Source organism: Rathayibacter sp. AY2B3, from assembly GCF_002931755.1.
Lineage (GTDB): Bacteria > Actinomycetota > Actinomycetes > Actinomycetales > Microbacteriaceae > Rathayibacter.
Window position 1 is genome coordinate 47645 of the sequence record NZ_PSUG01000017.1, and the last position, 20241, is coordinate 67885.

Below are 20241 nucleotides of genomic sequence, written 5' to 3' on the forward strand. Positions count from 1 at the left end.
GCGGACCGGTTCATCGGGGCCCGTGAGGACCGCCGACCACGGTAGCCGCGGAGCCGCCGAGGGGCAAACGTCGGACAATTGCGGAGGCGGGTCCGGGGGTGGTCACGACGCGACCGGGGCGCGCGGATGTGCTGGTCGGAGCTGGTTTCCGGACTGTTGCGCGATCGTTACCGTCGTGGCACGGCCGGCGGCGCTCGGAGGGGGCGGGTCTCGATGCACCCCTGCACGGCTGCTCGACCGGCGAGCGGGGCGAGGACGCCCGTGCCGCTCAGACGGTGGTCTCGCCCGCCGGGCCCGAGGGGGCCGCCGCGCCGACTCCGCTGACGGGCTCGCCCTGCCAGGACACGAGCGTCCACGCGTCGCCCGAGCCCTCGAGGACGACGACACCCGTGTTGTCGAGCAGATGGTCGGCGATGAAGCGCGCATCGAGGTCGAGGGAGCGCAGACCCGACCAGCAGCGGATGGCCGCACCGTGGCTGACCAGCGCGACGACCTCGTGCCCGAGCGACTCCGCCTCCGCCACCACCGCGTCGTAGCGCGCCGCGAACTCGTCGCCCGTCTCGCCGCCCGCGAGCCGGATCGACGTCTCGCCGCCGGCCCAGCGGAAGACCGTCCCCATGTACTCCTCGACCGCCGCCTCGTCGCCGCGCATCTCGAGCCCCGCGGCCGCGACCTCGCGGATGCCGTCGCGCTCGATCGGCTCGAGCCCGAGGGCCGCGGCGAGAGGGGCGGCCGTCTGGTGGGTGCGGACCATCGTCGAGACGAACAGCGCGCCGATCCCCTCGCCCGCGAGCTGACCGGGCAGCGCTGCGGCCTGGGTGCGGCCGAGGTCGGTGAGCCCGGGTCCGGGGATGCGGGTGTCGAGGAGGCCCGCCACATTGGAGGGGGTCTGGCCGTGGCGGATCAGGAGGAGGCGCATCCGTCCACGCTAACCGCGGAGGCTGGGCTTCCGGGGGGCGCGGTCGCGCCCGGTCCCGCCGTTGTGCGGCGAGTGCGGCGCTGCCACGATGTGCGGGGACGCTCCCGGACCGGGAGCCGCAGACGGACGGGACGGGCGGACATGGCCTCCGAAGACGGTTTCTCGAAGGACGAGCGCGCGGCGATGAAGCAGCGCGCGGCCGAGCTGCGGGCGGAGGCGAAGCGGCAGAAGAGCGCCGACAAGGCCGACGCCGATCGCAGGGACGCGGAGTCCGCGATCGCCGCGATGACCGACGAGGAGCGGCCGATCGCCCAGATGCTCCACGAGGTCGTCGGCGAGACCGCCCCCGATCTCCTCCCGAAGACCTGGTACGGCTTCCCCGCCTACGCGCGCTCGGACGGCAAGGCGATCGTCTTCTTCCAGCCCGGCGCGAAGTTCGGCACGCGCTACTCGACCCTCGGCTTCCAGGACGGCGCCCAGCTCGACGACGGCACGATCTGGCCGACCGCCTACGCGCTCGTCTCCGCCGACGACGAGACGCGCGCCGCCGTCACCGAGCTGGTCCGCCGCGCGGCCGGGGCCTGACCCCGTGGCGCAGGTCTACGACGAGATCGACGAGAGCCTCTCCTCCTGGATCCACGAGCAGCCGATGTGGTTCGTCGCCACCGCACCCCTCGCCGCGGACGGGCACATCAACATGTCTCCGCGCGGCCACGACTCGTTCTCGATCCTCGGTGCGCGCCGCGTCGGCTGGGTCGACTACACGGGCAGCGGAGTCGAGACGATCGCGCACCTGCGCGAGAACGGGCGCGTGTGCCTGATGTTCGCGTCGTTCGGACCGCGTCCGCGCATCGTCCGCCTGCACGGCACCGGCTCCGTGCACCTGCCCGGGTCGGAGGCGTTCGCCGAGGTCGCGGAGCAGCACCCCGAGCACCCGAGCACCCGCGCGGTCGTCACCGTCGAGCTCACCCGCATCAGCGACGCGTGCGGCTGGGGCGTGCCGGTGATGGAGCCGGTCGGCGAGCGCGACCTGCTCCTCCTCCAGGCCGAGAAGAAGGGCCCCGGCGGCATGGCCGAGTACCGCGCCACGCGGAACGCGGTCAGCATCGACGGGCTGCCGGGCTACCCGCAGGACTGAGCGGCGGGGCGCAGCGGCGGCACGGCGCGCACGAGCACGCCGACCGGCTCGAGCAGGGAGCCGCTCCCCCTCCGGCCGTGATTCTCAATCAGGTTTGTCAAGCCAGCGGGGGTGGTCTGGCTCGTCTGTTCTTCCTTCTCTCCCAGCGTTTTTTTTGCCTGGAAGGCACGTAGTGCCGAGCAGGGCCGGAGGTGGGAGCGCAACCCGGAGGGCGGAGGAGGAGAGGTTGTCGGCGCGATGGGAGGGAGCGCAGCGACCGCGTGCCGAGAACCTCGGAGGAGCCGGCCGCGCAGCGGCTTGCGCGGACGCTGGAGGCCCGTACGCCGCCGAAGGCTTCCAGGCAAAATGCGCGCAGCGCACAGCACCGCGTCGACCGGAGGTCGGCGTCCATGTCAGTGCCCGCATCCGAGATCGTCTGCGCACCAGGAACGTGCTTTTCGATCGGGGTGCACGTGCGCTGTCTCTGTATGCAGCGCGTACCGCTGAGAAGCCGCATATCTCCGCGGAGCAGGCCGGTTCCGCCGCGCCACGGGTGCGAGCATGACCGTAGGAGGCCGGGATGCGTGACGCGGTGATGGTCGTCGAAGACGACGTCGAGATGGGCGAGCTCATCAAGCGGGGTCTTACCGGCGACGGCTACGACGTCGCCCTGTTCTCGAACGGGGTCGACGCGCTGAACGCGGCGCGCGACGCGGACTACGCCGCCGCGGTTCTCGACGTGATGCTCCCCGGCATGAGCGGCTTCGAGATCTGCCGGCATCTTCGCGCGAGCGGTGCCACGCTCCCGGTGATCCTGCTCACCGCCCGCGACGCACTGCAGGACCGGGTGTTCGGCCTGGACGCGGGGGCCGACGACTACCTCGCGAAGCCGTTCCACTTCGAGGAGCTCTCCGCCCGCCTCCGCGCGATGATCCGCCGCGAGCGCCTCACGAACCGCACCCCGGTGGCGCTCGGGAACCTGCGCGTCGATCCGTACACGCACGCCGCGACGGTCGACGGCGCCGTGCTGCCCTTGAGTCCGAAGGAGTTCGGAGTGCTGCGCGTGCTCGCGGTCCGCGCCGGCGACTACGTGCCGCGGGAGGAGATCCTGCTCGAGGTGTGGGGGTCGGCGGAGTTCGTGGACCACAACATCGCGGAGCAGTACATCAGCTACCTCCGCCGCAAGCTGGCCGCGGGCGGTGCGTCGGTCGAGATCCTCACCCGACGGGGTGCGGGCTACCGGCTCGGGGTGACGCCGTGAGGTGGCGGACTCTGTCGATCCGGGTGCGGATCACGGTGTCGAGCCTGCTGGTCGCGATGCTGTTCTTCGGGATCGTCGCGGTCGTCGTCCGTGAGCAGCTCGACCACATCCTCGACGCCTCCACGATCGAGCTGGTCCGCTCGGGAGCGTCGCAGGCGCTGATCGAGGAGAGCCGCGACACCGCCGAGGCCGTCGTCGGCGGCGTCAGCACGACGCTCCTGATCGCCCTCGCGATCCTGTTCGTCGCGTTCGCCGCCACCTCCTGGCTCCTCGTCGGCCTCGCGCTGCGACCCGTCGGCCGGATGCGCGCGATCGCCGACCGGCTGCGCCACGGCCGCTCCACCGAGCTCCTCCCCGTCGGGCCCGCTCGCGACGAGCTCTCCGACCTCGCCTCGACCCTGAACGCGCTGATCGCGGACCTGCGGGAGTCGGCGGACCGGGAGCGGCGGCTCGTCGCCGACGCGAGCCACGAGCTGCGCACTCCGCTCGCCGCCCTGCGCACCCGCCTCGAGCTGGCCGAGCGGGTCCGCGACGACCCGGCGGCCCTCTACGCCGACGTCGTCGACGCGCGCCGCTCGATCGACCGCCTGCAGTCCCTGACGGACGGGCTGCTGATCCTGTCGAAGATCGACGCCGGCACCGTCACGGGCGACGCCTCGTCGTCGGCTCTCCGCGAGGAGGTGACCGGCAGCGTCGACCGCATCAGGATGCTCGCCCGCGACCGGGACCTCGCGATCGACTTCGTCGCTCCCGTGTCGGCTCACGCCGCCCGGTACCCCGTCTCGCCGACCGACTTCGGCCGGATCCTGGACAACCTGCTCTCCAACGCCGTCGCCGCGACGCCGGACGGCGGCAGTATCACCGCGACCCTGGTCGAGCGCCCCGGAGAGGCCGTCCTCTCCGTGGACGACGACGGACCCGGTGTCCCGGAGGCGTTCCTCGCCGTCGCGACCGACCGCTTCACCCGTCCCGACGCCGCCCGCTCCCGGGACGGCGGCGCCGGTCTCGGGCTCGCCATCGTCGCCGGGCTCAGCCGGGCCGCCGGCGGCGAGCTCCGGCTCCGCAACCTCGTCCCCCACGGCTTCGGCGCGGAGGTCCGCATCCCCGCGACCCGCCCCGGCCCGACCTCTCGCTAGGAGAACCGATGATCGACCCCCAATCCCTCCTCGACGGCGCCGGCCCCTGGGCCATCGCCCTGGTCTGCCTGATCGCCTTCGTCGAGACGGGCCTCCTGATCGGGTTCTTCCTCCCGGGCGACACCCTGCTCTTCTTCACCGGCGTCTTCGTCGCGACCGGCGTGATCTCGCTCCCGGTGCCGCTGGTGATCCTGATGGTCGCCGCCTCCGCCTTCCTCGGCGACCAGCTCGGGTTCATCATCGGCCGCGCGAGCGGGCCGCGGATCTTCGAGCGCAAGGACAGCGGACTGTTCAGCCGCTCGAGCGTGGCGCGCACCCAGTCGTTCTTCGACCGCTTCGGCGGCTGGGCGGTCACGATCGCCCGCTTCGTCCCGGTCGTCCGGACCTTCGCCCCCGTCGCCGCCGGCGTCGGGAAGATGCACTACGCCCACTTCGTCGGCTTCAACGCCCTCGGTGCGGCCGTCTGGTCCACCGGCGTGATCCTGCTCGGCTTCTTCCTCGGACAGATCCCCGGCGTCGCGGACTTCGTCGGGAAGTACATCGACATCGTCCTCGTCGGCATCGTCGTGATCAGCGTCGCCGGGATCGCCCTCACCTACTGGCGGCAGAAGAACCGCGCCGGCCGCGACGCCTGAGCCCTGCGCTCAGGGGGTCGCCGTGACGGCCGCGCGCGGTCGGCGGAGCGCGATCACCGCGACCAGCAGCAGGAACACCGCGAGGGCCGCGAGCGTGACCGGGCCGGTGCCCAGGCCCAGGCCCTTCTGGGCGACGGGATCCGCGAGCCAGTCGCAGACCGACGCCCCGAGCGGACGCGTGACGACGTAGGCGGACCAGAACGCGAGGACCGCGTTCCGCCCCGTGAACCGGTGCGCGAGCGCCGGGACAGCGATGATCGCCGCGAACAGGACCGCGGACGGCAGATAGCCGAACCCGAGGGTGGAGGCGGTCAGGTCGCCCGCGGCCGTGCCGAGCGCGAAGGTCCCGGAGACGGCGAGCCAGTAGAACAGGGCCCGGCGCGGTGTCGTGATCGAGTGGATCGACAGGGTCCGCTCGACTCGCCACCACAGGGCGAAGACCGCGGCGAGCGCGATCGCGAACCCGAGGGTCGAGACGAGGTACGGGACGCCGGCGACGACGTGCAGCACGTCGGCGGCCATCGTGCCGAAGACACTCACCATCAGTACTGCCAGCCAGTACACCCAGGGGATGTACCGGCGGACCGCGAACTGCAGCCCGAGGGCCGCGAGGAACGCGAGACCGGTCGCGCCGACCACGATCACCGGGTCGAAGGCGGTCGCGAGGAAGTCGGACGCCGTCTCGCCCATCCCGGTGGTCAGCACCTTGAGGACCCAGAACAGCGCCGTCGCCTCGGGGACCGTGGAGGCGACGTAGCGGCCGGCGAAGACACCGCCGCGGGGTCGAGGGAGCGGTGCAGCGAGGTGCGTCATCCCGCCATGCTCGAGGAGCGTGCGGTGTCGGCAGCTGGGGTGTTCGCCGGGGTCGTTGAAGATGCACACAGCGACCCGGATTCCGGCCGAGCACGGCCGTCGCGATCCCTACTCTCGGAAGCGCTCGCGGGATCCCCCGCGACTCCTCTCCGACCGGAACGGACCCGATGGACATCCTCCAGGCGATCATCCTCGGCATCATCGAGGGGCTGACCGAGTTCCTCCCGGTCTCCAGCACCGGGCACCTCACCATCGCCGAGAAGCTGATGGGCCTCCGCGTCGACGACGTCGGGGTGACCGCGTTCACCGCGATCATCCAGATCGGTGCGATCGCCGCAGTGCTCCTGTACTTCCGGAAGGACATCGCCGAGCTCGCCACCGCGTGGTTCGTCGGGCTGCGGCACCCGTCGCAGCGCAAGCGGACGAACTACCGGATCGCCTGGTACGTGATCCTCGGGTCGATCCCGATCGGGATCATCGGGTTCCTTGGGAAGGACCTCATCAGCGGAGGCCTGCGCAATCTGTGGGTCGTCGTCGCGGCGCTGCTCGGCTGGAGCGTCGTGATGCTCGTCGCCGAACGCGTCGGCGCTCAGACCAAGGACCGTCGCGCGATCACCCGGAAAGACGCGGTCATCATCGGCCTCGTGCAGTGCATCGCGCTGATCCCCGGCGTCTCTCGTTCCGGAGCGACCATCAGCGGAGGCCTGTTCCGCGGGCTCGATCGAGTGACCGCGACGAAGTTCGCGTTCTACCTCTCCATCCCCGCACTCACCGCCGCCGGCGCCTACGAAGCGGCCACGGCCGCGTCCGAGGTCAGTGCGAGCGTCGGCTGGATCCCGACCCTCGTCGCGACCGTCGTCTCGTTCGTGGTCGCGTACGCGTCGATCGCGTGGCTGCTCCGGTACGTCGCGGGCCACGGCTTCGGCGTCTTCGTCGGGTACCGCGTCGCCCTGGCCCTCGTCGTGTCCGGGCTGCTGCTCACCGGGACGATCGCGGCCAGCTGACCTGATTGCCCGACGGGAGTCCTACCGGACACACTGGACGGCGACGCCCGCCACCTCGTCCGCCACCCTTGCGAAAGGCCGTCCTGTGCAGTGGAATCTCGAAGTCGTGCCCGTCAGCGTCGAGGACGTCGACCGGGCGAAAGCGTTCTACGCCGACCAGGTCGGGTTCCACCTCGACCTCGACGTGCGGATCAGCGACGAGATGCGCATCGTGCAGCTCACCCCGCCCGGCTCGCACAGCAGCATCCAGCTCAAGACCGGCCCCACCCGCCTGGAAGGGCTGCAGCTCGTCGTCGACGACATCGACGCAGCCCGTGCCGAACTCGCCGAGCGCGGCGTGGACGTCAGCCCGGTGTCGTATTTCGAGGACGGGGTCCGGCTCGAGGGCCGCGGCGGGGAGTGGAACTCGTTCGTCTTCTTCACCGACCCCGACGGCAACACCTGGGTCATTCAGGAACGCCCATCGACCAGCTGACTCCGGCGGTCGTGGTCGCGGCGGTCGCGATCTGCGCGGCAGTCTCCGTGGCCGCACTCCGCACGTTCGGGGTCGTCTCGTTCGCGCGGCCGGCGCTGGCGATCCTCCGTGGGGCTGTTCAGCTCGGGGTGCTCGCGGTGATCCTCTCGGGAGTCATCGCGGACATCCGCTGGGTCCTGCTCTTCCTGGTCGTCATGTGCGGTGCCGCGGTGCTCACCGCGGCCGGCCGCCTCGGACGCTCCCGGCGCACGGTCCTCGCCGTCACCGCGGCGATGGCGGCCGGCGTCGCGGTGAGCGCCGGGATCGTCTTCGGTCTCGGGGCCGTCCCGTTCACTGGCCGCTACGTCCTCGCGGTCGGCGGGATCCTCATCGGCGGCGCGATGACCGTCGCGACCGTCACCGGCCGAGCGCTGGCCGCGACGCTCGCCGACCGCTGGGACCAGGTCGAGGGCTGGCTGGCTCTCGGCGCCCGGCCGCGGCAGGCCACGCTCGGCCTGGCGCGAGAGGCGGCCTGGACCGGGCTCGTGCCGCTGACCGACCAGACGAGGACCACGGGGCTCGTCGTCCTGCCCGGCGCGTTCATCGGCGCCGTCTTCGGCGGACTCTCGCCCGTGGCGGCGGGCGTCTTCCAGATCGTCGTGCTCGCGGGCCTGATCGCATCCGGGTCGATCGTCGCCGTCGTGCTCCTGACGATCCTCCGCGGCGACGTCGCCAGGCCTCGACCCTGACGAGCCGTCAGCTGAGGGCCCGCCGTCGGGCGATGCGGCGCCGGAGGGGCGGCGGTGACGACGCGCGCTCGGTGTGCAGCCGGACCGCGAGCGGCGCCCAGACGATCAGCGCCACTCCGGCGCCCAGGAGCAGTCCGCCGACGGTGTCGGAGATCCAGTGCGCTCCGAGGTAGGTGCGGCTGAGCATCATCGCGACCGTGTAAAGGGCTCCGGCGATGCGGACCCACCACAGCGGGAAGACGATCGCGAGGACCATCGCGGTCGTGGCGGCGTTCGCGCTGTGGCCGGAGGGGAACGAGCCGAAGTCGGCGTTCACGAGGATCTCCAGCGGCCGCGGACGACCGACAGCGTTCTTGAGGATCTGCACCAGCAGCCCGCTCAGCGGCGCGGCGATCGCGAAGTACGTCGCCGCCCACCGACCCCGCCAGACCAGCAGCCACACGAACACGACGAGCGGAATCACGATCGTGCCGACGATCCCGCCGCCGAGGCCGTTCATCACCAGCGACGGCACCAACCAGAACGTCGACCGGTGCTCGATGATCTCGTTCATCCACGCGGTGTCGAACCCGAACGGCTTGTCGTGCTCCCGGTAGAAGATCAGCGCGGCCAGAAGTCCCGTGAGCAGCACCGCGAGGCCCGCCGAGATCAGCGGCCAGCGTCGCGCCGCCCGATAGGCGATCGCACCGTCTGTCGCGGGTTCCCGGTTCGGCATCAGTGTCGTCCTCGTCTCCCGACGCGGAGCGCGCCGAAGGAGTTCACGCTACGAACGAGCGGCCTGTGGCGGCGGAGGATTCCCCTGCATCCGTTGTGAAAGCACAGAACCTCAGCCCCTCAGCCGGGCATCGACCTGAACGCGTTCGGGACCTCCGGGTCGTTGTGAGCAAACACAACACAGCACGGCGCATCCCGAGCCGCCGCCCCCGTCCCGGCTGCGACTCTGCGGGCATGGACACTTCAACGACGACGACCCGCTTCCCGGTGCACCGGCTGCTCAGCAAGGTCCCCGAGGTCACGATCTGGTTCTGGATCATCAAGATCCTCTGCACCACCGTCGGCGAGAGCTTCGCCGACTGGATCGACATGGTTCTCGGCGTCGGCCTCATCACGACCGCCGTGATCTTCATCATCGTCACCGCAGTCGTGCTCGCGATCCAGATGCGGCTGCGCCGCTACCTGCCCGCCGCGTACTGGCTGACCGTCGTCGTCATGAGCGTCACCGGCACCCTGCTTACCGACATCCTCACCGACCAGCTCGGCGTGCCCCTCTGGGCCAGCTCCCTCGTCTTCTCCGTGCTGCTCGCGATCGTGTTCAGCGTCTGGTACTCGAAGGAGCGCACCCTCTCCATCCACAGCATCGACACCACCCCGCGCGAGGCGTTCTACTGGCTCACCGTCCTCGTCACCTTCGCGCTCGGCACCGCCCTCGGCGACTGGACCCTCGAGCTCACCGGCTGGGGCCCCGGCGTCTCGATCCTCCTGCCCCTCGCCCTGATCGCCATCGTCACGGGCCTCTGGCGCTACGGAGCGAACCCCGTCCTCGCGTTCTGGATCGCCTACATCCTCACCCGCCCCCTCGGCGCCAACATCGGCGACTGGCTCGGCCTCTCCCCCGACGAGCAGGGCCTCGGGCTCGGCACCTTCGTCACCAGCATCATCTTCCTGCTCGCGATCCTCGCAACGGTCGTGTACCTCTCCCTCAGCAGGGCCGACGTCGACAAGGGCACGGCCGAGCACCACACCCCGCCCGTCGCTCGGGAGCGACGCTCGCTCGTCGCGTTCGCGGTCCTCGCCGTCGCTGTCGTCGGACTGCTCGCCTTCACCAACAGCCAGCCGCACACCACCCCGGCACCCGAAGGCGCGGCCCCGGCCTGCGACACGTCGGGAACACTGTCCGCAGCCGACGCAGAGGCGTCGGTGCAGACCGACTTCCCGACCGCCGACGTGCAGAACTTCCAGACGATCACCGCCGACACCCTCGCCCTCGTCACCAGCGGCGACCAGGCCGGCGCGAAAGCCCGAGCCACCGACCTCGAGACCGCCTGGGACGACGCGGAGCCCGCACTGAGCGCCGCGAACTGCCAGACCTGGACCTACGTCGACCAGCAGATCGACCCCGTCCTCTCCTCCGTCCGCTCCAGCAGCCCCGACCCGGCCGCCGAGACGACGCGCATCCAGGAGCTGCTGACCACCCTCGCCGGGAAGTAGAAAGGCCGGAGCGAGAGACCTCCTCTTCCACGAACCGCCCCCGGTGCCCCGCTTCCCTCCCTGGGACGCCGGGACGCCGGGGGCGTTCTGCGTCCAGCCGGTCGACGCCCTTCCGCCTCGGACACCGAAGTGTCGAGGCCGGCTCTATCCCGTTACCCCGACGACGACCGGACGAGGAGCACTCCGGCGCAGTAGCTGCGCACCGAAGAGCGTCCCGACCACGACGAGGTACCCGAGCCAGGCGGCGAAGCGGGCGGCGCTGGGATCGGGCGCGACGTTGAAGATTCCTGCCAGGACGACCCCGTACCAGCTCGTCGGCGGGATGAGCGACGACATGTCGAACAGTGCATTCCCCTCTCCGGAGATGAGGCCGGCCTCCTGGAAATCGTGCACGGCGTAGCCGAGCACGCCCGCCGCGACGATCACCAGGAACCATCCAGTCCACGCGAAGAAGCGGCCCAGATCGATCCGGACGAAGCCGAACGACAGGACGACGGCGAGGACCGCCGCCGTGAGCAGACCGAGGACCGCGCCCCACGCCGCGGCTCCAGCGTCCTGATTCGAAGACACGGCCGCCCACAGGAAGAGTGCCGTCTCGACGCCCTCACGCGCGACGCTCACGAAGCCGAGGACCGCGACCCCGAGAGCACCGCCCGCGATCGCTACTCGTCCCTCGAGATCGCCCTTCAGGGTGCGGGCGTTGCGCGCCATCCAGAAGATCATCCACGTCACCAGAGCCACCGACAGGACCGACAGCGTCCCACCGAGGATCTCCTTCGCCTGAAAACTGAGACCGTACGGACCCCACGTCAGCGCCGCGCCAACTCCGAGCGAGACGGCGATCGCGAAAGCGACGCCGAGCCACAATGCAGGGATCAGGTGCCGGCGGCCGGTTTTCGTCAGCGCGGCGATCAGGATGCCGGCAACGATGCCCGCTTCGAGGCCCTCCCGAAGAGCGATCAGATAATTCGAAAGCACGCAGCATCACCTTTCACCGGAAGTTTGGTGAGGCTTACCTTAGAAATTGACGCTGCCATTGGAGCTGGCACGCCGCCGTGAACCGCTGTACATCCACACAACGGCTTTCGACCTGTTTTCGCCTCGAATTCCTTGCATCTCACCGATGTTCGCGTCGGTTTCGTGCATCGACGGCATAGCGCACCGCGCGTCGTTGCGGCGTCATCGTGGAGAACCACCCGGCGCGACGACCGGGGGCTTGAGCGGAGGCAAGGCCCGCAGCTTCAGTGATGCGGAACCGGCGGGGTCTGTGGGTGGAGGGCTGTAACGGGTCTGGTCACGAAACATCGCCCAGATCACGTTGATTCGTCGCCGAGCGAGAGCGATCAGTGCTTGCTTGTGAGACTTGCCTTCCTGTCGCTTGCGTTCGTAGAACGAGCGGGAGACTGGGCAGTTTCTCGAGGCTATGAATGCCGCCTGGAAGCAGGCGTTCAGCAGACGTCGGTCGTCGCGGCGGGGCCGTCGGCTCCCCCGAAGACCAGCAGGGAGCGCCCGGTCGTGACGGTCCAGGTCTGCACGAGCGCGGTGCGGACGGAGAAGACGGCGACGATGAGCAGGACCGCTCTCGCCACCCGGAACACGCGCGGCCGCTCGCGGACCGGTCCGCTGGGGATGACACTCGTCACGATGCGCCCCTTATCGATCGTCGATGTTATCGAGTATCGATACCACGCACGCCGGGCCGCCGATGTCGAGCCGCCGCGCACCGACCGAGGAGACGGCGGGAGGGGTGGTTGCCCGAGGCGAGGAGCCCGATCTAGCGTGGAGGGATGTCGGATGCGAGGGAGCGCGCCGCCCGGTACCGGGCCGGCGCAGCGGGCGAGGAGGAGTCGGAGCAGCCCGCCCTGCCGGAGGATCCGCTCGAGCGGGCGGCGTTCGTCGAGACGGCGATCCAGCTCGCGATCCGCCGCGGCGACTTCGACGACCTGCCGGGATCGGGGAAGCCGCTCCCGGACCTGGGCGCGGCCCACGACCCGGACTGGTGGATCCGCCGCAAGATCGAGCGCGAGAACCTCACCGGGATCGGCCCGGCCGCCTTCCTCCTCCGCGCCGAGGACCGCGCACTCGACGAGCGCCTCGACCGGCTGCACCGCGAGGAGGAGGTGCGCGCCGAGCTCGCCGACTTCAACACGCGGGTGATCGAGGCGCGCCGGCAGCTGCTGGGCGGGCCGCCCGTCGTCACACCCCTCCGGGACGTCGACGAGGAGGTCGCCGCCTGGTCGCAGCGGCGCGCCGCCCGCACAGCCGCGGCCGAGGCCCGGGCGGCCGCCGAGCCGGAGCGGCCCCGCCGCTGGTGGTCGCGGCGGCGCTGACGTCCCCGCAAACCGGACAGACCTGCCCCTCTCACTGGGGTCCCGCCCCGGGAAACCGGGCGGGAGCGCGCCTCCGAATCATGCGTGCACATCGAGTCGACCGGAGTCCGCATGCTCACCGCCACCACTCCCGCACGCCTCCCGAGGGTCCGCACCTCGACCCTCGCCGCGCCGCCGCTCGCACTGCTCGAGCCCGACTCGGACCGGATGCTCGTCATCCGCGCCGCGGAGGGCGACGACCGCGCGTTCGCCACCATCGTCCGCCGCTACACCGCGCTGCTCCGCGCGACGGCCGCCCGCACCCTCCGCAGCAGCGCCGACGTCGACGACGTGGTGCAGGAGACCTTCCTCGCGGCGTGGACCCACGTGGACAGCGTGATCGACGGCGAGACCATCGCCGGCTGGCTCGTCACGACCGCCCGCCGCCGCAGCGTCGACCGGCTCCGCTCCAGCGTCTCGCGGCTGCGCGCCGAGCTGGACGACGAGTTCCCCGCCTCCGCCGCCGACGACCCGGAGCACGCCGCGCACTGCGGGTCCCTCGCCGCCGACGCCAACCGGGTGCTCGCCGCGATGCCCCCGGCCCAGCGCCGCTGCTGGGAGCTGCGCCAGCTGGAGCAGTGCAGCTACGACGCGATCGCGCACGAGCTGGGCCTCTCGACCTCGACCGTCCGCGGGCTGCTCGCCCGCGCCCGCGGGACCCTCCGCACGGAGCTCGCCCACTGGCGCTGATCCGCGCGACGCACCTCAGCGCAGGAGAACCGGCCCCGCGCCGATCCGCAGCCGGAACAGCGAGTACGGGTACGTCCGCAGATCCGTGCCGCCCTGGTAGTCGGCCTGGCGGTGCAGCTGGTTCGCGGTGACGTACAGGTGCTCGTCCGTCGCGATCGACATCGTGTCGGGCCAGAGCAGCCGCTCGTCGTGCACGATCGTCTCCATCGTGCCGTCGGGGCGGCGGCGGACGATCGCGTTGTTCTCGTAGCTCGTGGCGTAGAAGCGGCCCGACGCATCCGTCTCGAGGCCGTCCGCTCCCCCGCCCTTGTCGCCCTCGTCGACGACGGTCGCCGCGACGTCCTCGTCCGGTGCCGACCGGTCGACCAGGGCCGCCGTCGCCACGCTGAACCAGCGGCGGGAGGCGAGCGGGCAGTACCAGAGGCGCTCGCCGTCGGCCGAGATCGCGATGCCGTCGGCGCCCATCGTCACCGGCTGCGGGTCGCCGTCGGCCGGGCGCTTCATCAGCACGCGGCCCTCGGCCATCGGCACGAGCTCCGGAGGAGTGAGCGCCTTCGTGCTCGGGTGGTCGTGCAGGCGGCGCCAGGCGGTCCCCGTCTCGAGGTCGACGACGATGATCCCGTTCGGGCCGGAGTCGGCCGAGTCGGTGATGTAGGCGATGCCGCGCCGCAGGTCGAAGCGCACGTCGTTGAGGTAAGTGGTCGGCAGGGCGACGTCCGGCTCGAGGACGATCACCTGCTCGACGGTGTCGGTCGCGAGGTCGACGCGGACGAGCTTGGGTCCGCCCTTCTGCGTCGGCTCGAACATCGGGCTGCCGGTGTCGAGGATCCAGAGCCGGTCGGCCGGGTCGACGACGATGCTCTGCACCGAGACGAGGGCGCCGGCGTCGTCGATTCCCGACGGCGTGTTCCAGGCCTCGTCCGGATAGGGCACCGCCGCTCCGTCGCGCAGCTCCACGACCGTGGCCGGGACCTCGTCTCCCCACTTCGGGAAGTTCACGAAGATCCGCCCGGTGTGCGAGACGCTGACGCCGGTGGGCATCGGCCCGCTGGTGAAGGCGTGCACGAGCTCCAGCTCGCCGAGCGGCTCGTCGACCGGGCGCGTGGCGCGGGTGTCGTCGGTCGGTCCCCAGAATCCCATGGTGCTCTCGCTGTCCTCCCGCCGGCGCGGGCTCGTGGCGGTCTCGGTGCCGGTCGGGTGCGGAGTCGGTGCCCGTCGCGACCGGTGCTCCTCATCCTGCGCGCCGGCGCCGGGCGGTGGGGAGGAGGTGGCGGACGAGGCGGCGAGCGCCTACCATCCGGACGCCGCGGGCGTGCGCGGGCGACCGATGCCGTCCGCCTGCGCCGTCCCCCTCCGCCCGCCGGCCGTCCGCTTCCGGACATGACCGCTAGAGGGCGTTGCCACCGCGGCCGCTCACCTGCCACGGTCGCAGAGTGACCGACGACGGTCCACCGATCAGAAGGACCGAGGCCCGCCCATGGACGACTCCTCTTCGACCGAGACCGGCACGAGCGAGATGACGCCCGAGGTGCTGGCCGCGTTCAGCGACGCCTGGACCCGCCACGACCTCGAAGCGCTGATGAGCCACATGACCGACGACTGCGTCTACGGCGCGTCCGTCGGCCCCGAGCCCGGCCGCACCTGGACGGGGAAGGAGCAGGTCCGCGAGGGATTCGCTCTCATGCTCGCCTTCGACACCGGACAGGAGCGGCACGAGGAGGGGGCTCCCCTCATCGCCGGGACGCGCGGCGCGGCCACCTGGTCCTTCACCGGGACCGGCCCCGACGGCGGACCCCAGGTCACGCGGGGCTGCGACATCTACGAGTTCCGCGGCGGGAGGATCGCCCGCAAGGACGCGTTCCGGAAGGTCTACCGGGCGGACGAGGAGTAGTCCGCGTCGGAGCCCCTCGCCCAGCGGAGCCGGGGCGGCGTCCTCCGGCCCGCTGGCCCCGCGCCTCCCCGGTCGCGCAGACTGGATCGATGGCAGCGGCGTCGGCACCGGTCGGATGGGGACGTCTGCCCGCCGTCTCGTGGCTGAGGGTGCGCGCCTTCACGCGGCACCGCGTCCTCGCCGTCCTGGCCTTCCCGACCGCGCTGCTCTCGCTCACGCCCTCCGTGATCCGCCGCGCCGCCCACGAGACGGCCGACCGGAACGGCCTGGTCGTGTTCGGGCGCTACCGGCCGGTCGCCGACGCCCTCGCGAGCATCGCCGTCACCGTCCCGGTCGTCCTCCTGGGCATGGTGGCGGCCCTGTTTGTCGCGCTCTCGGATCCGCTGGGCGCGGTCCTCGTCCTCGCGGCGCTCCTCGGCGGAGCCGTGGGGGCCGGGGCCCTGCTCGTCGGGACCCCCCTCACCGCAGCCGTCGGCGCGGAGACGCCCCCCGGGCGGCGGTGGACGGTGACGGCGCTCTCGCAGCGCCCCGGGACCCGCCTGTCGGCGCTGCTCGCGACGCGGGAGCTGCTGACCACGGTCCCCGCGGGAGGCGTCGTCGTGGCGGTCGCCGCCGAGGAGCGGCTGGCGGACAGCTACTCGCGCCTCGGCTCCTCCCGAGGACGCGGCCTGCGGGTCTTCCGGCAGGTCTGACCGGCCTCCTCCCGGATCGCGGGGCGGAAGCCACCGGCGGCTCGGTACGGTGGGGCTCGTGCAGTGCGGCTGAGGCCTCCCCGGTCCCCGTCACTCCGGCCCGCTCCCTCCGGCCCGCTCGGGCGCGATCGAAAGGCTCCCCGTGTCCGCACTCCTCCCCCTGCAGGGCAGGACCGCTCTCGTCACCGGCGTCTCGCGGCGACGCGGCATCGGATTCGCCGTCGCCGCGAAGCTCGCCTCCCTCGGCGCGCACCTCGTCGTCCACCACCACCGCCCTCACGACTTCGACCCCCCCTGGGGAGGCGACGACCTCGACGCGGTCCGGTCCGAGCTCCGCGCGCACCTCACGGAGGGCGCACGGTTCGCCGACGTCGCCGCGGACCTGGCCGACCCCTCCACCGTCCCCGGTCTGATCGCCACCGCAGCCGGCCTGACCGGGACCCTGGACGTCCTCGTCTGCAACCACGCGAAGAGCGGCGACGACGGCAGCATCCTCGACATGACGCCCGAGCGGCTCACCGCGTTCTGGGACGTGAACACCCGCTCCACCCTCCTGCTCACCGCGGAGTTCGCGCGGCTCCGGGCACCGCGTTCCGACGGACCCCGCAGGCCCGGCGACCGGATCGTCGGGGCCGGGCCCTACCCGCGGGCACAGGGGCACGTGTTCTGGATGACGTCCGGCCAGATCCACGGCGCGATGCGAGGAGAGGTCGCCTACGCCGCGAGCAAGGCCGCCCTCGCCGGCGTCACCGCCACGGTCGCCGCCGAGCTCCTGGAGCTCGGGATCGTGCTCAACACGATCGATCCCGGTCCGGTGAACACCGGCTACCTGGACCCGGAGACCACGGACCGCTCACTCGAGGATCTCGAGGAGCACGTCGCGAGCACGCCCTTCGGCCGCGTCGGCACGCCGGCGGACCCCGCGGAGCTGATCGCGTGGCTGGCCACCTCGGCGGGCAGCTGGGTCGTCGGGCAGGTGCTCACGACCGACGGCGGGTTCAGCCTGTGACCGGAGCGGCGGCCCGCCGGCTCCGGTACGGGCGAGCCCGGCCGGGAACCGTCCGGCGACGACGACCGGCGGGCCGGACCCCGGGATGATGGACGCATGGGATCGCGTCGGGCCGGAGTGCTGTGGGTGGTGAGCGCGCTCGTCTACGTGGGCGCCGAGGCGGTCGCCGCGTCCGCGTTCCCGGGCTACAGCTACGCGCGGAACTACATCAGCGATCTCGGCGTGCCGGAGGTCGGCGTGTTCCAGGGGCGAGAGATCGACTCGCCGCTGCACGCGGTGATGAACGCCGGCTTCCTCCTCGAGGGCGCGCTCTACCTCGCGGCCGCCGTCGCGACCGTGCGGCTCGTCCGTGGAGGACCGCAGCGGCTCTACCTCGCGCTCGCGGTCGTCTACGCGGTCGGCATCGCGATGGTGGGGATCGTGCACGGCAGCGAGGCGAGCGCGCAGAGCGGGCTCGGCTGGATGCACGGGCTCGGCGCCGCGATGGCGATCATCGCCGGCAACGCCGCGTCGATCCGCTCCGGCGTCTCCGCTCGCCGCGGCACCGCACCCTGGGCGTCGGCACCGCTCGGCCTCGCGCTCGGCACGATCGGCCTGCTCGCCCTCCTGATGCTCCAGCTCGACACGCGGCTCCCCGGCCTCGATCTGCTGCCGGACGGCGTGTGGGAGCGCCTCTCCGTCTACACGATCACCGGGTGGCAGCTCGCGACGGGCGTCCGGCTGCTGCTCGGCGGTCACTCCGCGGGCAGCGAGGCGCCGATCCGGTAGAAGCGGTCGGCCGTCACGGCGAAGACGTCGCGCCGCTCCGCCGGGGAGAGTGCCGCGGTGAGCTCGTCGAACGCGGCGTAGAGCTCGGACTCGTCGCCCATCCGCCCGTCGTGACGCGGCTCGTCCCGATCCCGGCCGGCACCTCGCAGCAGGGCGAGCTCAAGCACCCGGGGCGGGGCCGCTCGCGAACCCGGATCGGGCGCCTCCCGCCGGAAACGCGCGCGAAACAGCGGAGGCCTACGGTCGGGAGCGTCCCCGCCGCCCCGGCCGCTCCCTGGAGGATCCGCATGCCCCGCCCCGCCTTCCCCGCCCCGCCCAGCGCCGAGCTGCACATCCACCTCGAGGGCACGATCGAGCCCGAGCACATCGTCGAGATGGCGCGCCGCAACGGAGTCGCCCTGCCGACCGAGGACCTCGACGCCCTCCGCGCGCGGTACTCCTTCACGGACCTCGCGTCGTTCCTGGAGCTGCACTACTCGAACCTCACCGTGCTGAAGACGGAGCGGGACTTCTTCGAGCTCGCGACCGGCTATCTCGACCGGGCGCAGAAGGCGAACGTCCGCCGCGCCGAGATCTTCTTCGACCCGCAGACGCACCTCGGCAACGGCGTCGCGCTCGAGACCGTCATGACCGGGATCACCCGCGCGCTCGGTCGGAGCGAGGAGACCCACGGGATCTCGACGGACCTGATCATGTGCTTCCTCCGCGACCTGGGCGCCGACGCCTCCGACGCGATGCTGACGGCGATCCTCCCCTGGCGCGAGCACATCATCGGCGTCGGGCTCGACTCGAACGAGGTGGGCTTCGGTCCGGAGCTGTTCGTCGACGTCTACGCGCGCGCCGCGGCGGAGGGACTGCGCCTGGTCGCGCACGCCGGCGAGGAGGGCGGGCCCGAGACGGTCGCGGCCACCGTCGAGCTGCTGAAGGTCGAGCGGATCGACCACGGGATCCGCGCGATGGAGGACCCGGAGGTCGTCGCGATGCTCCGCGAGCGCCGCATCCCGGTGACGGTGTGCCCCCTGTCGAACGTGGCCCTGCGCGCCGTGGACACGATGGCCGGCCACCCGCTGCCCGCGATGCTCCGCGAGGGACTCGTCGTGACGGTCTCGAGCGACGACCCGCCCTACTTCGGCGGCTACGTGGACGAGAACTACCGCGCCCTGGTCGAGGAGCTGGGGGTGGACGACGCGCAGCTCGAGCGCCTGGCGCTCAACTCCTTCGACGCGGCGTTCATCACGGAGGAGGACCGCGAGCGCTGGCAGGCGGAGGTGCGCGAGCACTTCGCGCGGTGAGCAGGCCGTGGACCGGAGAACGACCGTTCCCACCCCCCTCCCCGGGCGCTGAGCCTCCGTTGTGCGGGCGCACGCCTCCGCACCCGCCCTACGCTGGCCGGATGACCCGCCCCGACGGCCCGTGATGAGCTGGGTGCTCCTCACCGGCGCGATCCTCACCGAGGTGACGGCGTCGCTCGCCCTCCAGGCCGCCATCGAGTCGCCGGGCTGGTACGCCCTCGTGGTGGCGGGCTACCTGTCGGCGTTCGTGCTCCTCAGCCGGGTGCTCAAGGCCGGCATGCCGATCGGAGTCGCGTACGGCGTGTGGGGTGCGTGCGGAGTCGCGCTCACGGCGGTCCTCGCGGCCGTGCTCTTCGGACAGCCGCTGACGGGCGTGATGACGATCGGGCTGGTGCTGATCATCGCGGGCGTGCTGATGGTCGAGATCGGGTCGCAGCGGGCGCAGGCCGCGCGCCGAACGGTGCGCTGATGGCCTGGCTGCTGCTCTCGGGCGCGATCCTCACCGAGGTCGCCGCGACGATGAGCCTCAAGCCCGCGACGGACGGCCGGAAGCGGTGGTACGTCGTGGTCGGAGTCGGCTACGTCGTCGCGTTCTCGCTGCTGGCCGGGGCGCTCGCGCAGGGCATGCCGATCGGGGTCGCCTACGGGATCTGGGCGGCCGTCGGAGTCGCATTGACCGCGGTGCTCGGGCGCTGGCTGTTCCAGGACCCGCTGACCTGGACGATGCTCGGCGGGATCGGCCTGATCATCACCGGCGTGCTGCTGGTGGAGCTCGGGCACTGACCGTCAGCGGTTGTCGCGGCGGTAGCGCGCCTCCCGGCCGGCGATGTGGAGGCCGAGCCCGGTGACCGCGACCGCGAAGGCGACCAGCACACCGACGAACGCGATCTCGTCGCCCGCTCCGACCGCCACGGCCGCGACGGCGAGCCCGATCAGCGCGAGAGCGATCACCACGGCGCCGACGATCTCGAGAGGGCTCCATACGGTCACTGCTCCATCGTGCGCGCGGAGCGGCGCGCGGGCAAGGGGCGGCAGGCGAACAGGACACGACGTCCCTCCGACCACGGAGGTCCGCGCGCGTCACCGCACGCGACGTCTCCGCTCGGGCGTCGGCCTGCGGATCGCGGAGCTCGTCCGAGGGCGGGCCGCGGTGCGAGCCCGCTCCGTCCGTCCCCGCCGGAACGCCATCTCGACGATGTGCTCGGGCTCGATCGTGCCCTCGAGGTGGATGTGC

The 20241-nt window shown here is 71.9% G+C and carries 26 protein-coding genes; 18 read left to right on the forward strand and 8 right to left on the reverse strand.

Going from position 1 to position 20241, the window contains the following annotated elements; translation table 11 throughout:
- Positions 1 to 268 precede the first annotated feature (268 nt).
- Entirely contained in the window at positions 269 to 919 is a 651-nt protein-coding gene (locus tag C5C24_RS07605; RefSeq protein WP_104304668.1) for a histidine phosphatase family protein, read from the reverse strand.
- A 141-nt stretch (positions 920 to 1060) separates the two neighbouring features.
- Between C5C24_RS07605 and C5C24_RS07610 the strand changes: the two genes are divergently transcribed.
- The 5 genes from C5C24_RS07610 to C5C24_RS07630 all read left to right on the forward strand — a co-directional run bounded on the left by C5C24_RS07610 (position 1061) and on the right by C5C24_RS07630 (position 5068).
- A complete protein-coding gene (locus tag C5C24_RS07610; RefSeq protein WP_104304669.1) occupies positions 1061 to 1504 on the forward strand; it encodes a hypothetical protein in 444 nt (147 codons plus the stop codon).
- A gap of 4 nt (positions 1505 to 1508) precedes the next feature.
- Positions 1509 to 2057, forward strand: a complete 549-nt coding sequence (locus C5C24_RS07615) for a pyridoxamine 5'-phosphate oxidase family protein (RefSeq protein ID WP_104304670.1) — start codon at positions 1509 to 1511, stop codon at positions 2055 to 2057.
- Between the two features lie 559 nt (positions 2058 to 2616).
- A complete protein-coding gene (locus tag C5C24_RS07620) occupies positions 2617 to 3297 on the forward strand; it encodes a response regulator transcription factor (RefSeq protein WP_104304671.1) in 681 nt (226 codons plus the stop codon).
- Complete coding sequence (locus tag C5C24_RS07625; RefSeq protein ID WP_146082562.1) at positions 3294 to 4433, forward strand: HAMP domain-containing sensor histidine kinase; 1140 nt, start codon at positions 3294 to 3296, stop codon at positions 4431 to 4433. Before C5C24_RS07620 ends, C5C24_RS07625 begins: the two co-directional genes overlap by 4 nt.
- Positions 4434 to 4441: 8 nt before the next feature.
- Positions 4442 to 5068: a DedA family protein gene (locus C5C24_RS07630; RefSeq protein WP_104304673.1), complete on the forward strand. Its 627-nt coding sequence runs from the start codon at positions 4442 to 4444 to the stop codon at positions 5066 to 5068.
- Positions 5069 to 5077: 9 nt separating this feature from the next.
- Here the strand turns inward: C5C24_RS07630 and C5C24_RS07635 are convergent, their stop codons facing one another.
- Positions 5078 to 5881: a hypothetical protein gene (locus C5C24_RS07635; RefSeq protein ID WP_104304674.1), complete on the reverse strand. Its 804-nt coding sequence runs from the start codon at positions 5879 to 5881 to the stop codon at positions 5078 to 5080.
- Between the two features lie 167 nt (positions 5882 to 6048).
- Between C5C24_RS07635 and C5C24_RS07640 the strand changes: the two genes are divergently transcribed.
- From C5C24_RS07640 to C5C24_RS07650, 3 genes are all read left to right on the forward strand, one after another.
- Entirely contained in the window at positions 6049 to 6885 is an 837-nt protein-coding gene (locus tag C5C24_RS07640) for an undecaprenyl-diphosphate phosphatase (RefSeq protein ID WP_104304675.1), read from the forward strand.
- An 85-nt stretch (positions 6886 to 6970) separates the two neighbouring features.
- Entirely contained in the window at positions 6971 to 7360 is a 390-nt protein-coding gene (locus tag C5C24_RS07645) for a VOC family protein (protein WP_104276676.1), read from the forward strand.
- An 11-nt stretch (positions 7361 to 7371) separates the two neighbouring features.
- A complete protein-coding gene (locus C5C24_RS07650; RefSeq protein ID WP_308470813.1) occupies positions 7372 to 8088 on the forward strand; it encodes an ABC transporter permease in 717 nt (238 codons plus the stop codon).
- A 7-nt stretch (positions 8089 to 8095) separates the two neighbouring features.
- Here the strand turns inward: C5C24_RS07650 and C5C24_RS07655 are convergent, their stop codons facing one another.
- Positions 8096 to 8803, reverse strand: coding sequence for a phosphatase PAP2 family protein (locus C5C24_RS07655; RefSeq protein ID WP_104304676.1), 708 nt, complete (start codon positions 8801 to 8803; stop codon positions 8096 to 8098).
- 233 nt (positions 8804 to 9036) lie between these two features.
- On the opposite strand from C5C24_RS07655, the gene C5C24_RS07660 reads away from it, so the two are divergent.
- The gene (locus C5C24_RS07660; protein ID WP_104304677.1) at positions 9037 to 10296 is read left to right on the forward strand and encodes a hypothetical protein; all 1260 of its coding nucleotides are present in this window, start codon (positions 9037 to 9039) and stop codon (positions 10294 to 10296) included.
- Positions 10297 to 10440: 144 nt separating this feature from the next.
- Here the strand turns inward: C5C24_RS07660 and efeU are convergent, their stop codons facing one another.
- Both efeU and C5C24_RS07675 read right to left on the reverse strand, forming a co-directional pair.
- Positions 10441 to 11274 carry an iron uptake transporter permease EfeU gene (efeU, locus tag C5C24_RS07665; protein ID WP_104276679.1) on the reverse strand — a complete coding sequence of 278 codons (834 nt, stop codon included), beginning with the start codon at positions 11272 to 11274 and terminating at the stop codon, positions 10441 to 10443.
- A 470-nt stretch (positions 11275 to 11744) separates the two neighbouring features.
- Entirely contained in the window at positions 11745 to 11939 is a 195-nt protein-coding gene (locus C5C24_RS07675) for a hypothetical protein (RefSeq protein WP_104304678.1), read from the reverse strand.
- A gap of 144 nt (positions 11940 to 12083) precedes the next feature.
- Between C5C24_RS07675 and C5C24_RS07680 the strand changes: the two genes are divergently transcribed.
- Together C5C24_RS07680 and C5C24_RS07685 are read left to right on the forward strand one after the other, a co-directional pair.
- Positions 12084 to 12626 carry a DUF1992 domain-containing protein gene (locus C5C24_RS07680; protein ID WP_104276681.1) on the forward strand — a complete coding sequence of 181 codons (543 nt, stop codon included), beginning with the start codon at positions 12084 to 12086 and terminating at the stop codon, positions 12624 to 12626.
- An 84-nt stretch (positions 12627 to 12710) separates the two neighbouring features.
- The gene (locus C5C24_RS07685; protein WP_104304679.1) at positions 12711 to 13355 is read left to right on the forward strand and encodes an RNA polymerase sigma factor; all 645 of its coding nucleotides are present in this window, start codon (positions 12711 to 12713) and stop codon (positions 13353 to 13355) included.
- A 15-nt stretch (positions 13356 to 13370) separates the two neighbouring features.
- Here C5C24_RS07685 and C5C24_RS07690 read toward each other — a convergent pair whose 3' ends face one another.
- Positions 13371 to 14495: an L-dopachrome tautomerase-related protein gene (locus C5C24_RS07690; protein ID WP_104304680.1), complete on the reverse strand. Its 1125-nt coding sequence runs from the start codon at positions 14493 to 14495 to the stop codon at positions 13371 to 13373.
- Between the two features lie 337 nt (positions 14496 to 14832).
- Here C5C24_RS07690 and C5C24_RS07695 point away from each other — a divergent pair, with 337 nt between their 5' ends.
- From C5C24_RS07695 to C5C24_RS07710, 4 genes are all read left to right on the forward strand, one after another.
- A complete protein-coding gene (locus C5C24_RS07695) occupies positions 14833 to 15246 on the forward strand; it encodes a nuclear transport factor 2 family protein (RefSeq protein WP_219812847.1) in 414 nt (137 codons plus the stop codon).
- 89 nt (positions 15247 to 15335) lie between these two features.
- Positions 15336 to 15938, forward strand: coding sequence for a hypothetical protein (locus C5C24_RS07700; RefSeq protein ID WP_104304681.1), 603 nt, complete (start codon positions 15336 to 15338; stop codon positions 15936 to 15938).
- A gap of 142 nt (positions 15939 to 16080) precedes the next feature.
- Positions 16081 to 16947 carry an SDR family oxidoreductase gene (locus tag C5C24_RS07705; RefSeq protein ID WP_258065088.1) on the forward strand — a complete coding sequence of 289 codons (867 nt, stop codon included), beginning with the start codon at positions 16081 to 16083 and terminating at the stop codon, positions 16945 to 16947.
- A gap of 96 nt (positions 16948 to 17043) precedes the next feature.
- Positions 17044 to 17715 (forward strand): DUF998 domain-containing protein, encoded by a 672-nt coding sequence (locus tag C5C24_RS07710; RefSeq protein WP_104304682.1) that lies wholly within the window; start codon positions 17044 to 17046, stop codon positions 17713 to 17715.
- Here the strand turns inward: C5C24_RS07710 and C5C24_RS18405 are convergent.
- Positions 17682 to 17816, reverse strand: a complete 135-nt coding sequence (locus tag C5C24_RS18405; protein WP_258065089.1) for a hypothetical protein — start codon at positions 17814 to 17816, stop codon at positions 17682 to 17684. The genes C5C24_RS07710 and C5C24_RS18405 overlap by 34 nt on opposite strands.
- 186 nt (positions 17817 to 18002) lie before the next feature.
- Here C5C24_RS18405 and C5C24_RS07715 point away from each other — a divergent pair, with 186 nt between their 5' ends.
- The 3 genes from C5C24_RS07715 to C5C24_RS07725 all read left to right on the forward strand — a co-directional run bounded on the left by C5C24_RS07715 (position 18003) and on the right by C5C24_RS07725 (position 19790).
- Positions 18003 to 19007, forward strand: a complete 1005-nt coding sequence (locus C5C24_RS07715; RefSeq protein WP_104304683.1) for an adenosine deaminase — start codon at positions 18003 to 18005, stop codon at positions 19005 to 19007.
- Between the two features lie 124 nt (positions 19008 to 19131).
- Entirely contained in the window at positions 19132 to 19476 is a 345-nt protein-coding gene (locus C5C24_RS07720) for a multidrug efflux SMR transporter (RefSeq protein ID WP_104304684.1), read from the forward strand.
- On the forward strand, positions 19476 to 19790 hold the full coding sequence (locus C5C24_RS07725) for a multidrug efflux SMR transporter (protein WP_104276689.1): 315 nt from the start codon (positions 19476 to 19478) through the stop codon (positions 19788 to 19790). Before C5C24_RS07720 ends, C5C24_RS07725 begins: the two co-directional genes overlap by 1 nt.
- Before the next feature lie 3 nt (positions 19791 to 19793).
- On the opposite strand, the gene C5C24_RS07730 is transcribed toward C5C24_RS07725, so the two are convergent.
- Positions 19794 to 19997, reverse strand: coding sequence for a hypothetical protein (locus tag C5C24_RS07730; RefSeq protein WP_104304685.1), 204 nt, complete (start codon positions 19995 to 19997; stop codon positions 19794 to 19796).
- Between the last annotated feature and the right edge of the window lie 244 nt (positions 19998 to 20241).

What these genes read in the sequence shown, in the direction of transcription:
- C5C24_RS07605 (WP_104304668.1), bottom strand. Translation starts at nt 919, where the DNA reads ATGCGCCTCCTCCTGATCCGCCACGGCCAGACCCCCTCCAATGTGGCG.
- C5C24_RS07610 (WP_104304669.1), top strand. Translation starts at nt 1,061, where the DNA reads ATGGCCTCCGAAGACGGTTTCTCGAAGGACGAGCGCGCGGCGATGAAG.
- C5C24_RS07620 (WP_104304671.1), top strand. Translation starts at nt 2,617, where the DNA reads ATGCGTGACGCGGTGATGGTCGTCGAAGACGACGTCGAGATGGGCGAG.
- C5C24_RS07630 (WP_104304673.1), top strand. Translation starts at nt 4,442, where the DNA reads ATGATCGACCCCCAATCCCTCCTCGACGGCGCCGGCCCCTGGGCCATC.
- C5C24_RS07635 (WP_104304674.1), bottom strand. Translation starts at nt 5,881, where the DNA reads ATGACGCACCTCGCTGCACCGCTCCCTCGACCCCGCGGCGGTGTCTTC.
- C5C24_RS07640 (WP_104304675.1), top strand. Translation starts at nt 6,049, where the DNA reads ATGGACATCCTCCAGGCGATCATCCTCGGCATCATCGAGGGGCTGACC.
- C5C24_RS07655 (WP_104304676.1), bottom strand. Translation starts at nt 8,803, where the DNA reads ATGCCGAACCGGGAACCCGCGACAGACGGTGCGATCGCCTATCGGGCG.
- C5C24_RS07660 (WP_104304677.1), top strand. Translation starts at nt 9,037, where the DNA reads ATGGACACTTCAACGACGACGACCCGCTTCCCGGTGCACCGGCTGCTC.
- C5C24_RS07680 (WP_104276681.1), top strand. Translation starts at nt 12,084, where the DNA reads ATGTCGGATGCGAGGGAGCGCGCCGCCCGGTACCGGGCCGGCGCAGCG.
- C5C24_RS07690 (WP_104304680.1), bottom strand. Translation starts at nt 14,495, where the DNA reads ATGGGATTCTGGGGACCGACCGACGACACCCGCGCCACGCGCCCGGTC.
- C5C24_RS07695 (WP_219812847.1), top strand. Translation starts at nt 14,833, where the DNA reads ATGGACGACTCCTCTTCGACCGAGACCGGCACGAGCGAGATGACGCCC.
- C5C24_RS07700 (WP_104304681.1), top strand. Translation starts at nt 15,336, where the DNA reads ATGGCAGCGGCGTCGGCACCGGTCGGATGGGGACGTCTGCCCGCCGTC.
- C5C24_RS07710 (WP_104304682.1), top strand. Translation starts at nt 17,044, where the DNA reads ATGGGATCGCGTCGGGCCGGAGTGCTGTGGGTGGTGAGCGCGCTCGTC.
- C5C24_RS18405 (WP_258065089.1), bottom strand. Translation starts at nt 17,816, where the DNA reads ATGGGCGACGAGTCCGAGCTCTACGCCGCGTTCGACGAGCTCACCGCG.
- C5C24_RS07715 (WP_104304683.1), top strand. Translation starts at nt 18,003, where the DNA reads ATGCCCCGCCCCGCCTTCCCCGCCCCGCCCAGCGCCGAGCTGCACATC.
- C5C24_RS07720 (WP_104304684.1), top strand. Translation starts at nt 19,132, where the DNA reads ATGAGCTGGGTGCTCCTCACCGGCGCGATCCTCACCGAGGTGACGGCG.
- C5C24_RS07725 (WP_104276689.1), top strand. Translation starts at nt 19,476, where the DNA reads ATGGCCTGGCTGCTGCTCTCGGGCGCGATCCTCACCGAGGTCGCCGCG.